The 13,345-nt window shown below is 62.0% G+C and carries 8 protein-coding genes and 1 pseudogene; all 9 read right to left on the bottom strand.

The annotated features are described in order from the left end of the window. Window positions 1-23: 23 nt before the first annotated feature. Complete coding sequence (locus ACOX7T_RS06710) at window positions 24-1,427, bottom strand: MATE family efflux transporter (protein WP_433441116.1); 1,404 nt, start codon at window positions 1,425-1,427, stop codon at window positions 24-26. Between the two features lie 27 nt (window positions 1,428-1,454). Beyond that, complete coding sequence (locus ACOX7T_RS06705; protein WP_433441114.1) at window positions 1,455-2,591, bottom strand: cysteine desulfurase family protein; 1,137 nt, start codon at window positions 2,589-2,591, stop codon at window positions 1,455-1,457. A gap of 154 nt (window positions 2,592-2,745) precedes the next feature. Then, window positions 2,746-5,205, bottom strand: a complete 2,460-nt coding sequence (locus tag ACOX7T_RS06700) for a glycogen/starch/alpha-glucan phosphorylase (RefSeq protein WP_433441112.1) — start codon at window positions 5,203-5,205, stop codon at window positions 2,746-2,748. Between the two features lie 118 nt (window positions 5,206-5,323). Further along, window positions 5,324-6,760, bottom strand: a complete 1,437-nt coding sequence (gene glgA / locus ACOX7T_RS06695) for a glycogen synthase GlgA (RefSeq protein ID WP_433441110.1) — start codon at window positions 6,758-6,760, stop codon at window positions 5,324-5,326. Window positions 6,761-6,889: 129 nt separating this feature from the next. After that, entirely contained in the window at window positions 6,890-8,008 is a 1,119-nt protein-coding gene (gene glgD, locus ACOX7T_RS06690) for a glucose-1-phosphate adenylyltransferase subunit GlgD (RefSeq protein ID WP_433441108.1), read from the bottom strand. Next, window positions 8,005-9,219, bottom strand: coding sequence for a glucose-1-phosphate adenylyltransferase (locus ACOX7T_RS06685; protein ID WP_433441106.1), 1,215 nt, complete (start codon window positions 9,217-9,219; stop codon window positions 8,005-8,007). The genes glgD and ACOX7T_RS06685 overlap by 4 nt, the downstream gene beginning before the upstream one ends. 92 nt (window positions 9,220-9,311) lie before the next feature. Beyond that, window positions 9,312-11,318, bottom strand: coding sequence for a 1,4-alpha-glucan branching protein GlgB (gene glgB, locus ACOX7T_RS06680; protein WP_433441104.1), 2,007 nt, complete (start codon window positions 11,316-11,318; stop codon window positions 9,312-9,314). Between the two features lie 341 nt (window positions 11,319-11,659). Then, window positions 11,660-12,256, bottom strand: coding sequence for a helix-turn-helix domain-containing protein (locus ACOX7T_RS06675; protein WP_433441102.1), 597 nt, complete (start codon window positions 12,254-12,256; stop codon window positions 11,660-11,662). Window positions 12,257-12,829: 573 nt separating this feature from the next. Then, window positions 12,830-13,237 (bottom strand): annotated as a pseudogene (locus ACOX7T_RS06670) (hypothetical protein); the annotation flags it as partial. Window positions 13,238-13,345 lie beyond the last annotated feature (108 nt).

Genomic DNA, 13,345 nt, shown 5'->3' with positions numbered 1-13,345 from the left:
TTTCCGCCGGTGGCCCGGCAGGCTTATGACGGGTCGGTTTTCCGGTAGCTGGCCTGGGTCACGTCGTGAATCCAGGCACCCGAGCGGAACCGCCACAGGCCGATGAAGAATTTCAGCACGTTTTCCAGGGAGATGCCCAGATAGACCCAGAAGATATCCAGCTTCAGCACCAGGCCGAAGAAGGCGGACAGGGGCAGGGCAAAGCACCAGAGAGGGAGCAGGTCGTTGAGGGTGGCGGCTCGCACATCTCCGCCGCCCCGGAGCACACCCACGATGTTGGTGGTGTTGAAGGAGCGGACGGACAGGAAGGTGAAGGTGACCAGCAGCATCATGGTGGCAATGTCCTGGGCCTCCTTGGACAGGCCGAAGTTGGGATACACCACCGGGCTGACAAAGAACAATGTGCCCAGAATGCCCAGCACGCTGACAACCAGACCGGCCAGAAAGGCCAGGGTGTTCAGGGTGCGGCCGGTGTCGTACACCGTCTCCATCCGGCCCGCGCCGATCTCACGGCCGATGATGATGGCCGCCGTACCCGCGATGGCAAAGACAATGACGGTACATACCTTTTCAATGTTGCCCGAGATGGCGTAGGCCGCCAGAATCTCGGTGGAGCCCTCCATATAGCCCATGATGGTGGGATAGAGGGCGGTGCCCAGGCCCCAGAGGGTCTCGTTGAGCACCACGGGGGTGGAATAGCGGATGTAGCGGGCCAGCAGCTCCCGGCCGGGGCGGAACACCAGAGCGGGCTTCAGGCGGAAGCGGCGGCTGCGGACGGCGTAGGTCACCATGACGGCAAACTCCAGCATGCGGGCCAGCAGGGTGCCCACGGCGGCGCCCACCACGCCCAGCCGGGGGGCGCCCAGGTTGCCGAAGATGAACACCCAGTTGAGGAAGGTGTTGGACACCATGGACACGCCCAGCACGCACAAACCCAGCTTGGGGTTCTCCATGGACCGGTGGGCTCCCAGATAGACCTGGGTGATGGAGTTGAACACATAGGAGAAGCCAACGACTTTGCCGTACCCCGCCGCCAGCTCCACAACCTCCCGGTTGTTGGAGAACAGACCCAGGAATTCCACCGGGAAGAAGTACATCACCAGAGCAAAGATCATGGTAATACTGCCGGCGGCGTAAAATCCGATGCCGATAACCCGGTTGATGGAATCGGTGTCCTGTTTGCCCCAGAACTGGCTGATGAGCACGGAGGCTCCGCTCTGGAGGCCGAAGATAAGCAGGAGAATGACAAAGATGGGGATGTTGGCCAGGGTCACCGCCGCCATGGGGGCGTCTCCCGGCAGGGAGCCCACCATGAAGGTGTCCACCAGGGCCAGGGACTCGGTGATCAGATTCTGAAAGATGATGGGCAGGGCCAGCCGGACCACGTCGCGGTAGAAGTACCTGCCCCGGTTCATGTAGGAGAGCATAACAACCTCTCTGAATGTTATTTTGTCTCAGGACAGGGTGGTGAACAGGGTGTCCCGGGCCTTGAGCAGGGCCTCCCGCAGGCCGTCCACGTCCTCACGGGTGCTGTCGGGGGAGAAGGACACCCGGAAGGCGCCGTCCATCTCGTTCTTGGGCAGGCCCATGGCGGCGAACACATGGCTGGGCTTGCCCCGGTGGCAGGCCGACCCGGCGGACACGCACACCCCCATGTCCCCCAGCACCCGCACCAGCACCTCGCTCTTGTAGCCGGGCAGGGTAAGGCAGAGAATGTGGGGCGCGTCGCTCTCACCCACCTGCTTCAGCTGGGGAATTGCCCCCAAAAGCGACTCCAGAGCGTATTCTTTCAGCTCTTTCATACGAACGGTATAGGAATTCATCTCGGCCTTGCCCACAGCACAGGCGGCGGCAAAGGCGGCGGTCTGGGCGGTGGCCTCGGTGCCGGGACGCATGCCCTCCTCCTGGCCGCCGCCCAGCATCAGGGGCGGGAACCGGAGGCCCTTGCGGATGTAGAGCGCCCCCACGCCCTTGGGGGCGCGCACCTTGTGGCCCGAGATGGTGAGCAGATCCACGCCCAGGGCCTTGGGGGTGAAGGGGATTTTCAGAAAGGCCTGCACCGCGTCGGTGTGGAGCAGGGCGGGGGAGTGGGCGGCCTTGATGGCCCGGGCGGCCTCGGCCACAGGCTGGATGGTGCCCAGCTCGTTGTTCACCAGCATCATGGACACCAGCACGGTGTCCGGCCGGAGGGCGGCGGTCAGGTCCTCGATGGAGATATGGCCGGTCTTGTCCGGTTTGAGCCAGGTGACCTCGTACCCCTCCCGCTCCAGAGCCTTGCAGGGCTCCAGCACGGCGGAGTGCTCAAAGGCGGTAGTGATGATGTGCTTTCCCTTCCGCTTACCCAGCTCCACGGCGCCGCGAATGGCCCAGTTATCCCCCTCGGTGCCGCAGGAGGTGAAGAAAATCTCCTCCGCAGCGCAGCCCAGGGCGGCGGCCACCTGGCCCCGCTGCTCCTTGAGCCGCTTGGCGGCCTCCCGGCCCAGAGGGTAGCGGGAGGAGGGGTTGCCGTACTGCTCCGTCATAGCCTCCAGCGCGGCCTGGGCGGCCTGGGGACACACCCGGGTGGTGGCGGCATTGTCCAGATAAATCAAAGAAATTCGCTCCTTAGTCTCACAATTTCTCCTCAATTCTAATTCGGAACCGATATAAAGTCAAGCGGGGCGGCGGAGAGGGGGCGGACGGAAAGGACAGGACAGCGAAAAACCGCCTGCCCCTCTCCGAGGGGCAGGCGGCTGAGGGGACTGATTACAGCTCCCGGGTGGAGACATGCCAGATGTTATCGGCGTAGTCCCGGATGGAACGGTCAGCGGCGAAGATGCCGGACCGGGCGATGTTGATGAGGGACATGCGGTTCCAGGCCTTCTGGTCCAGATAGGCCTTACCGGCCCGCTCGTGGGCGGCTCTGTAACTCTCAAAGTCGGCCAGCAGCAGGTAGTCGTCGGGGGCGCTGCCGTTCTGACCGAAGAGGAGCCGGTTGGTCAGGTCGGTGTAGCTCACGCCGTCGTTGAAGCCGCGGGTGATCTGGTCCAGGATTCCCTTCAGGGTGGGAGAGCCCATATAGTACTCATAGGGCTTGTAGCCGCGCTGCTTGAGGGACACAACCTCGTCGGCCTTCAGGCCAAAGAGGAAGATGTTCTCGTCGCCCAGCTGCTCATGCATCTCCACGTTGGCGCCGTCCAGGGTGCCGATGGTCAGGGCGCCGTTCATCATGAACTTCATGTTGCCGGTGCCGCTGGCCTCCTTGCCGGCGGTGGAGATCTGCTCGCTCAGCTCGCTGGCGGGCATGAGACGCTCGGCCAGGCTGACCCGGTAGTTCTCCAGGAACACCACCTGCAGCCGGTCCTTGCAGACGGGGTCGGCGTTGATGGTGGCGGACAGGGAGTTGATGAGGTGGACAATCTCCTTGGCCACATAGTAGCCGGGAGCCGCCTTGGCGCCGAAGAGGTACACCCGGGGGGTGAAAGTGAAGTTGGGGTCGTTCTTGAGGCGCTGGTACAGGTAGATGATGTGCATCACGTTGAGCAGCTGGCGCTTGTACTCGTGGAGGCGCTTCACCTGTACGTCGAAGATGGCGTCGGTGTTGAGCACAATGCCGCTCTCCTTGGCCACATAGGATGCAAAGGCCTGCTTGTTCTCCGCCTTGATCTTGCCCAGGCGGGAGAGGACGCCGGCGTCGTTCTGGAACTTCTCCAGCTTCTTCATGGCGTCGGGCTGGAGCAGGTAGTCATCCCCGCCGGTGCACTCCTTGATGAGGGCGTCCAGCTTGGGGTTGCACTGGGACAGCCAGCGGCGGTGGTCAATGCCGTTGGTCACGTTCTGGAACTTGTCGGGAGTGATGGCGTAGATGTCCCGGAACAGGTCCTTCTTCAGAATGTCGGAGTGGAGGGCGGACACGCCGTTGACGGCGTAGCAGGCGCACACGCACATGTTGGCCATGCGCACGTCGCCGCCCCAGACAATGGCGTTGCGCTCCACACGGCCCATATCGCCGTGGAAGGCCTCGGTGAGGCGCTGCTGCCAGCGGTTGGAGATCTCGATGATGATCTCCCAGATGCGGGGCAGCAGGGTCTGGACCAGCTCCTGGGGCCAGCGCTCCAGGGCCTCGATCATGACGGTGTGGTTGGTGTAGGCCACGGTGTGGGTGACGATATACCAGGCGTCATCCCAGGTGTAGCCCTCCTCGTCCAGCAGGATCCGCATCAGCTCGGGGATCACCAGGGTGGGGTGGGTGTCGTTGATCTGGATGACGTGCTTCTGGTGGAAGTTGTGCAGGGTGCCGTACTGGGCGCGGTGCTTGCGCACGATGGACTGCACGGTGGCGGAGACGAAGAAGTACTGCTGCTTCAGGCGCAGGGACTTGCCCTCGTAGTGGTTGTCGTCGGGGTAGAGGACCTTGGCGATAACCTCGGCCATGGCCTGCTGCTCCACCGCCTTCAGGTACTCACCGCGGGAGTAGAGGGACATATCCACGGGCACGGGGCTCTTGGCGTCCCACAGGCGCAGGACGTTCACGTGGTCGGTGCCGTAGCCGGCGATCTCCATATCCTTGGGGATGGCCAGCACGTCGGTGCCGCCCTCGTAGGCCACACGGTGACGGCCGTTCTCATCCCAGTAACCCTTGACCTTGCCGCCGAAGTGGACGGTCTCGGTCTCGTCTACCTTGGGGATGAGCCAGGCATCGCCCAGGCCCAGCCAGTTGTCCGCCAGCTCCACCTGCTGGCCGTCCACGATCTTCTGCTTGAAGATACCCAGCTCATAGCAGATGGAGTAGCCGGTGGCGGGGATCTCCAGGGTGGTCATGGAGTCCAGGTAGCAGGCGGCCAGACGGCCCAGACCGCCGTTGCCCAGGCCGGCATCGGGCTCGGCCTCGAACAGGTCGGCAGCGGAGAAGCCCAGGGACTCGATGGCCTGGGTCAGAGGCTCCAGCACGCCCAGATTGTAGGCGTTCTTCATCAGGGAGCGGCCCATGAGGAACTCCAGGGACAGGTAGTGAACCTGACGGGCATGGCTGTCCTTCACCCGGTCCTCGGTCTCCAGCTCATGGGCGGACATGATGTCGCGCAGAACCATGGCGCAGGCCTTGAACATCTGGGGCACGGTGGCCTCATCCACGTCACGGCCGAAATTGCGGCGCAGCTTGCCGGTAATCAGATTGGTTAATTCGGTTTTCGTATAGTTATGCAAGGGAACGCATCTCCTAAACATAAAATAGGCTGGGAAAACAGAATAGCTGCCTTGGTAACAGCGCCCTATTTTACCACAAGGAGTTATTTAGTGTCAATGTAACAGACGTAAAATCGGAGATTAAGCCAAAAACCACGGTTTATTTGTTCGTAATCCAACCGTAAATCTCCAAATACTCTCCAGCGGATTTATCCCAGGTGAAGTCAGCGGTCATGCCTGCCTTCATCAGGCCCTGCCAGGCCTTGGGGTTGTTGTGGTACAGGTCCACAGCCTCGTGAAGGACCCACATCATGTCGTGGGCACTGATATTGGCGAAGGTGAAGCCGCGGCCCTGGCCGGTGAACTTGTTGTAGGGCCAGACGGTATCCTTCAGGCCGCCGGTCTCACGGACCACGGGGATGGTGCCGTAACGCATGGCGATCATCTGGGACAGGCCGCAGGGTTCGGCCTCGCTGGGCATGAGGAACAGGTCGGCGCCGCCGTAGATGGCGGTGGACAGGGAGGCGGAGTACATCATGTGAGCGGCAAAGCGGCCGGGGTACTGGGCCGCCGCATGGCGGAAGGCCTCCTCATAGTTCCAGTCGCCGGTGCCCAGCACCACCATCTGTACGTTCATGCCCATAATCTCGTGGATAGAGGAGGTGACCAGGTCAAAGCCCTTGTGCTTGACCAGGCGGGAGACACAGGCAATGATGGGCACATCGGGGTCCTGATTCAGGCCGGCGGCCTGCTGGAGGGCGGCCTTGCAGGCCTTCTTGCCGGACAGGTCGTCGGGACTGAAGGCGGCGGCCAGGCCGCTGCCGGTGGCGGGGTTGTACAGGTCGGCGTCAATGCCGTTGAGGATGCCGCGGATCTTGTTCCGGTTGTCGGCCACCACGCCCTCCAGGCCGTGGGCATAGAAGGCGTACTGGAGCTCCTGGGCGTAGGAGGGGGAGACGGTGGTGACATAGTCGGCGGCATAGATGGCGCCCTTCATCAGGTTCACGTCCCCGTGATACTCCAGCATATGCTCGTTGAGATAGCCCGGCGCCAGACCCAGCAGGTCCCTGAGCACCTGGCTGCCGTACCGGCCCTGATACTCGATGTTGTGGATGGTGTACACACTCTTGGCATCCTTCAGCTCGGGCACCACATAGCGCTCCTCCAGCAGGTAGATGGGCACCAGAGCGGTCTGCCAGTCGTTGCAGTGGATCACGTCGGGCCGGAAGCCGATGTGGCCGGGGGTCTCGATGATGGCCCGGGAGAAGAAGGCGAACCGCTCACCGTCGTCATAGTGGCCGTAGATCTGGGCGCGCTTGAAGTAGTACTCGTTATCCACAAAGTAGTAGGTGACGCCGTCCCGCTTCAGCTCGAAGATGCCGCAGTAGGGGGTACGCCAGGCCAGATGGACATGGAAATTGCACACGAATTCCATCTGATTGCGCCAATCCTGGCCGATGCCCTCATAGAGCGGGAGGATGACCCGAACATCATGCCCCATGGCGGCCAGCGCCTTGGGCAGAGAGCCGGCCACGTCCGCCAGTCCGCCAGTCTTGATGAAGGGGGCCACTTCGGAGGAGGCAAAGAAGATATTCATATGGGAGCTCCTTTCAGGGCCGGTCGCGTCCGCGGCCGGAACAGTTTGAATTAAGGGAGTATGCGCGCGAGAGACGAAGCCTGTGGGGCTCCGTCTCTCGCAGTTTCAGCGGTGCGCCGGCCGCCGTTATTATACGGTTTCGTCCTTGGCGATGGCCAGAGGATAGGTGGCATGGCCCATGAGCATCCGGCCGGGATTCACATGGACGTTCTTATCGGTGATGGTGTACTTGAGGACCGCGCCCTGCTGGATGGTGGTGCCCTGCATGAGGATGCAGTTCTCCACATGGGCGCCCGCCTCTACCCGCACGCCGCGGAAGAGGATGGAGTTGGACACAGTGCCCTCAATGATGCAGCCGTCGGCCACCAGGGAGTTGACCGATCTGCCCTCCTCACCGTAATAGGTGGAGGGGTTGGACTGGTCCTTGGTCTTGATGGGGCGGTCGGGCACGAACAGGTCGGCACGGACCTTGGGATCCAGCAGCTCCATGCTGCGGGCAAAGTAGCCGGGGACAGACTGGAGCCGGGCGGCATAGCCGTCAAAGATGTAGGGGACAATGTTCAGCGTGTGGACTCTGGACTGGAGCACGCCCTGGCTGAAGGAGGGGATGTTGTGGGCGGCGCAGTCATCCACCAGGGAGAGCAGCAGGCTCTTGGAGAGGATGTACACCTCCAGGGACTCACAGCCCTCCGGGGCGTAGGGGTGGACAAATACGTCGGTCACCCGGCCCTCAGCGCCGATGGTGAAGTAATCGGAGGACTTGGGGTCGCCCTTGGGGTTGCGGGTGCACACGGCGGTGATGTCAGCGCCGCTCTTGATGTGCTGCTCATAGATATCCCGCATGGGCAGGTTGACGGCGATATCGCCGCCGGCCAGCACCACGTGCTCCTGCTTGATGTTCTTCAGGTAGGAGTAGACGCCCTCCAGGGCATCCATACGGCCGCGGCACACGCCGCCCCGCTGCTTATTGGCATAGCCGAAGGGGGGCAGGATGCGCAGGCCGCCGTGCTTGCGGGACAGGTCCCAGTCCTTGCCGGAGCCCAGGTGGTCCAGCAGGGACTGATAGTTGGCGTGGACGATGATGCCCACATCCACCATACCGGCGTTGACGAAGTTGGAGAGCATGAAGTCAATGGTGCGGTAACGGCCGCCATAGGGCACGGAGCAGGTATTACGATGCTGGGTCAGCTCCCGCAGGTCGGCGTTGGAGCGATAAGCGAAAATGATGCTGTGCAGTTTGTTCATCATTTCGCAGCACCTCCTTCCACATTACGGGTAATCATGGCGTTGGCGGGCACGACGGCACCGTCGCCAACCTTGACGTCCTGGGCCACCACGGTGATGCCCCAGTCCTCCGAACCGCCTTCCGGCGGCGGTGTGCCGACGGTGGCGTTCTCACCGATGACGGCGTTCTCGGCCACAATGGCGTAGTCCACCACGGCGCCGGCCTTGACCACGGTTCCGGGCATCAGGATGGAGTAGCGCACCGTAGCGCCCTCCTCCACGATGACGGAGTGGAAGAGCACCGAGTTCTTAACGGTACCGTACACCTCGCAGCCGCCGGTGACCATGGAGTGAGAGATCTTGGCGTCGGGGCCGGTGAAGTGAGGGGGCTTGGTGGCAGGGCGGGCATAGATGGGCCAGCTGGGATCGTAGGGGTCGATACCCGTGCCGATGGACAGCATGTCCATGTTGGCATCCCACAGGGAGCTGATGGTGCCCACGTCCTTCCAGTAGCCCTTGAAGCGGTAGGCGGACATCTTCTCGCCGGCGTTCAGCATGGCGGGAATGATGTCGTGGCCGAAGTCGTTGGAGGAGTCAGGATTGGCCTCGTCGGCGATGAGGTAGTCGCGCAGCTTGGACCAGGTGAAGATGTAGATACCCATGGAGGCCAGGTTGCTCTTGGGCTGCTTGGGCTTCTCCTGGAACTCGTAGATGTTGTCCTCGCCATCCACGTTCATGATGCCGAAGCGGCTGGCCTCCTCCATGGGGACCTCCAGCACGGAGATGGTGCAGGCGGCGCCCTTCTCCTTGTGGTAGGCCAGCATGGCGCCGTAGTCCATCTTATAGATGTGGTCGCCCGAGAGGATCAGCACATATTCGGGATTGTACAGCTGCAGGAAGCCGATATTCTGGTAGATGGCGTTGGCGGTACCCTTGTACCAGGTACCGGAGTCGCCCTTCTGAACATAGGGGGGCAGCAAATGGACGCCGCCGTCGGACCGGTCCAGGTCCCAGGGCTGTCCGTTGCCCAGGTAGGCATTGAGCTCCAGGGGCTGGTACTGGGTCAGCACGCCCACGGTGTCAATACCGGAGTTGATGCAGTTGGAAAGCGGGAAATCGATGATGCGGTACTTTCCCCCAAAGGGGACGGCGGGTTTTGCCACGCGGCTGGTCAGGGCGTAGAGACGGCTGCCCTGTCCTCCGGCCAGCAGCATAGCGACACATTCCTTTTTCATTCCTAACACCTCTGCTTATTTGGTGGTAATGCGCACAAATTATGTACCTTTCCGCCGGCAGCGGGCCCATGGGGCGGACTGCCGGAGAAAAATCAGGATTTCTTGGCCGTGGAACGCTTCTTGCCCACGGGGGTCAGCTTGACGGCGCTGCCAGCCTTGGCGGCGGCCTTTTTCTTCTTGAGGGCGGGCTTCTTCCGGGTGCACCGGTAGATGACGCCGCTCATGGGCGGGATATCGATGACCAGAGACTGGTCCTGGCCGTGCATGGGGATGTCCTCGGAGCTGAGAGGCTCCTTGTCGCCCAGACCGGAGCCGCCGAAACGCTCGTCATCGGAGTTGAACACACACTGATAGGTGCCGCGGCAGGGGACGCCCAGCCGGTACCCGGGCCGGTGGACCGGGGAGAAGTTGCACACAGCCAGAATAAAGTCGCCCTTGCTGTCCTTGCGCAGGAAGGAGGCGCAGTTATTCTGGTTGTCGTCGGCGCAGATCCACTGGAAGCCCTCCCAGGAGAAGTCCAGATCCCACAGGGGCTTGTTCTCCAGGTAGAAAGCGTTGGCCGCCTGGAAGAAGGCCTTGATGTCCCGGTTTTCCTTGTTCTCCATCAGGTGCCAGTCCAGGGAGTACTCGTAGTGCCACTCATTCCACTGGCCAAACTCGCTGCCCATCATCAGCAGCTTCTTGCCCGGGTGGGTGAGCATGTAGGTGTAGAAGGCCCGGACGCCGGCGAATTTCTCCTCGTAGGGGCCGGGGATCTTGTTGAGGAAGGAGCCCTTCATGTGGACCACCTCGTCGTGGGACAGAGGGAGGATGAAGTTCTCCGAGAAGGCGTACATCAGCGAGAAGGTGATGTCCTTGTGATTAAACTGCCGGAAATAGGGGTCCAGCTTCATGTAGTGGGTGATGTCGTTCATCCAGCCCATGTTCCACTTCAGGTTGAAGCCAAGGCCGCCCTCGTCCACGGGGTGGGACACCAGGGGCCAGGCGGTGGACTCCTCGGCGATCATGAGCACGTCGGGATGGGGAACAAAGATATGTGTGTTGAGGGTGCGCAGGAAGTCGATGGCCTCCAGATTCTCATGGCCGCCGTACTTGTTGGGCACCCACTCGCCGCTCTGGCGGCTGTAATCCAGGTAGAGCATGGAGGCCACGGCGTCCACCCGCAGGCCGTCGATGTGGTACTGCTCCAGCCAGAAGAGAGCGGAGGAGAACAGGAAGGAGCGGACCTCCTTCCGGTCGTAGTCAAACACCCGGGTGCCCCAGTCGGCGTGCTCGCCCTTCCGGGGGTCGGCGTACTCATAGCAGGGTTCGCCGTCAAACTCGTACAGGCCGAAGGCGTCCTTGGGGAAGTGGGCGGGCACCCAGTCCAGAATCACGCCCACGCCGGCCTGGTGGAGCTGGTCGATGAGGTACATCAGGTCGTGGGGCACGCCGAAGCGGCTGGTGGCGGCAAAGTAGCCGGTGCACTGGTAGCCCCAGGAGGCATCCAGGGGATGCTCGGTGATGGGCATCAGCTCCACGTGGGTGAAGCCCATCTCTTTCACGTAGGGCACCAGCCAGCTGGCCATATCCCGGTAGCTGAGGAACTCGCCTTCGCCGGTGCGCCGCCAGGAGCCCAGGTGCATCTCGTAGATATTCAGCGGATTGTGGTAGACCGGATGGCTCTTGCGGTACTCCAGCCACTTCTGGTCACCCCACTGGTAGCCGGACAGGTCGTAGAGCTTGGAGGCGTTGCCGGGGCGGGTCTCGGCGTGGAAGGCGTAGGGGTCGGACTTGGCCAGCACCCGTCCGTCCCTGGCGTGGACGGCGTACTTATAGGTGTCGTACTGCTTCATGCCCGGGATGAACAGCTCCCAAACGCCGCCGTCCAGCTGGTTCATGGGGTGGGAATCCTCGCTCCAGCCATTGAAGTCGCCCATCACGGACACGCCCCTGGCGTGGGGGGCCCACACGCGGAAGACATAGCCGTCCTGCCCGTCTATGCTGGCGGGATGGGCGCCCAGATAGTCCTGCGCGTGACAGTTATCCCCCTGCAGAAAGTGAAAAAGCGGTGTGTCGGGCTGCTGAGGGGGCAGAGTTGCCTGATCCGTGTGGGACATAGGGAACACCTCCAGAAAATTGGAAAAAAGTTACAAAAACGAAACTTAATGAGCGGTTTTGATTGTCGAATTGACACAAATGACTGTTTTTAGCAGAACTTATTTGTATAAATTATACAACAATACAATGGGGCAGTCAAGTATGGAACAAGTAAAAAGTAAAATAGATCCAAAAGCAAAACGCCCTGAGGGGAAAAAAGGGGAATAAAGGCGCTCAAAAGGGACAAGCAGAAACAAAGGGAGGGAGGCCTGTCCGTCAATATCGGGCACAGCCCCGGGGAAGGAGCGGAAAGGGTGCAGCAACCCGGTTTATGCCCAGCAAAAAAGCAGACGGACTGCGATCAATCCGTCTGCCTGCCGGAGGCAGTCTGGTGATCCTGCTCCATGGACTCAAAGGCGCGGAGAAAGGCAGCCCGCTGCCGGGCATAGCCCTCCTCCCCCAACTGGGTGAGACAGGTACCCAGGATCAGAGCCAGCTGAGCCGAGAGCCAGGCGCTGCCATACATACCTTCCTGATTGTAATACTGTGCATTTTCCGCCAGTTCTCTGGCCTCTGCCAGGCGGCCCTCGTCCAGGGCCTCCTGGGCGGCGGCGGCGCCGGCCAGGGCGTGGAGCAGGTAGCCCTCGTCCGTGGTACCGGCCTTGTTGTCCGCCTCCAGGGCGGTGAGGCAGTCTGTCCAGCGGTGCTCCCGGTAGGCGGCCCGGGCCTCGTCAAGGCCATCGGGGGCGGTGCCGTCGGACACAGGGGCGTCAGAGAGAAAATATCCGGTGGGAAAGCCCAGGGCGCCAGCCAGATATTCCAGGGTGCGTACAGAGGGGACCGCGCTGTCATTCTCGATTTTGGAGAGCATATTGCGGGTAATATAGTCACCCACCAGCTCCTTCTGGGTCATGCCCTTGCTCTGACGGGCCTCTCTGATCTTCTGCCCAAGGGTCACAGTGAGTCCCTCCCTGCGTAACTGAAATTTACTTTTTCATTGTAACAGGTACAGGGAGAATTTACAATTGGAAAAAGAAGAGATTTCCCGCCGCGCTCAAGGGGTGGGGTAAGGCCCTGCTAACGTAATAGAGAGAAATGCGTTGGAGTAATTGGGCGTAGCGGGGAGTGAGACAGGTGTATTGTTGTCGGCAGAATCCACATGGATGCTCACCAGAAAGTTGGGAAGGAGAGGAACAGCAATGGTCCGGCTGACCATAACGCCGTTGGACAGGGGAGTGCGGGCCCAGGTGAGATAGCCCCCGGGAGTAATGCCAATGGTGATATAGTGAGGCAGGTCGGTGTTCGCAAGGGCGCCGAAGCTGATGAGATAGAGCCCGGCAGTGGAGATAACGGCATACTGTCCGCCGGAGCTCTGGGTGATGCCATTGCCGTTAAACTGGTCAAAGACGATGGAGCCGTAGAGCGGCGCGGAAAAGGTCTGGCCCGCGCTGCTGGAAAAATTGCCGTATACAGCGGGCAGGGAGGGACCGGTAGGCCCGGTCGCTCCGGTAGCGCCTGTGGCACCATTCTGGCCGTCGGTACCTGCCGGACCGGTGGGGCCTGTTACTCCCGTGGGCCCGGTGCTGCCGGTGGGCCCTGTGGGACCTGCTGCTCCCGTGGGCCCAGTGCTGCCGGTGGGCCCGGTGGGGCCTGCTGCTCCCGTGGGCCCAGTGCTGCCGGTGGGTCCGGTGGGGCCTGTTGCTCCCGTGGGCCCGGTGCTGCCGGTGGGCCCTGTGGGGCCTGTTACTCCCGTGGGCCCGGTGCTGCCGGCGGGCCCTGTGGGGCCTGTTACTCCCGTGGGCCCGGTGCTACCGGCGGGGCCTGCTACTCCCGTGGGCCCGGTGCTGCCGGTGCTGCCGGTGGGGCCGGTGGGGCCTGCTACTCCCGTGGGCCCGGTGCTGCCTGTGGGCCCGGCCGGTCCGGTTGCCCCTGTGGGGCCGGGGATGGAGCATACGGTTACCGTGGAGCAGGGACACAGCGGACAGCCGGGATTTTGATTGCCGCAAAACTTGTTCATAGTCAAAACCTCCGCCCCAGTATATGACGG

This window comes from Pseudoflavonifractor sp. (genome assembly GCF_050943825.1).
Classification (GTDB): Bacteria; Bacillota; Clostridia; order Oscillospirales; family Oscillospiraceae; genus Pseudoflavonifractor.
The sequence above is the reverse complement of the archived record's forward strand: the minus strand, read 5'-3'. Positions and strand labels throughout refer to the sequence as shown.

Coding starts and splice junctions, on each gene's coding strand:
- ACOX7T_RS06710 (WP_433441116.1), bottom strand. CDS start 1,427: ATGCTCTCCTACATGAACCGGGGCAGGTACTTCTACCGCGACGTGGTC.
- glgB (WP_433441104.1), bottom strand. CDS start 11,318: ATGTCCCACACGGATCAGGCAACTCTGCCCCCTCAGCAGCCCGACACA.
- glgD (WP_433441108.1), bottom strand. CDS start 8,008: ATGATGAACAAACTGCACAGCATCATTTTCGCTTATCGCTCCAACGCC.
- ACOX7T_RS06685 (WP_433441106.1), bottom strand. CDS start 9,219: ATGAAAAAGGAATGTGTCGCTATGCTGCTGGCCGGAGGACAGGGCAGC.
- glgA (WP_433441110.1), bottom strand. CDS start 6,760: ATGAATATCTTCTTTGCCTCCTCCGAAGTGGCCCCCTTCATCAAGACT.
- ACOX7T_RS06700 (WP_433441112.1), bottom strand. CDS start 5,205: ATGTTTAGGAGATGCGTTCCCTTGCATAACTATACGAAAACCGAATTA.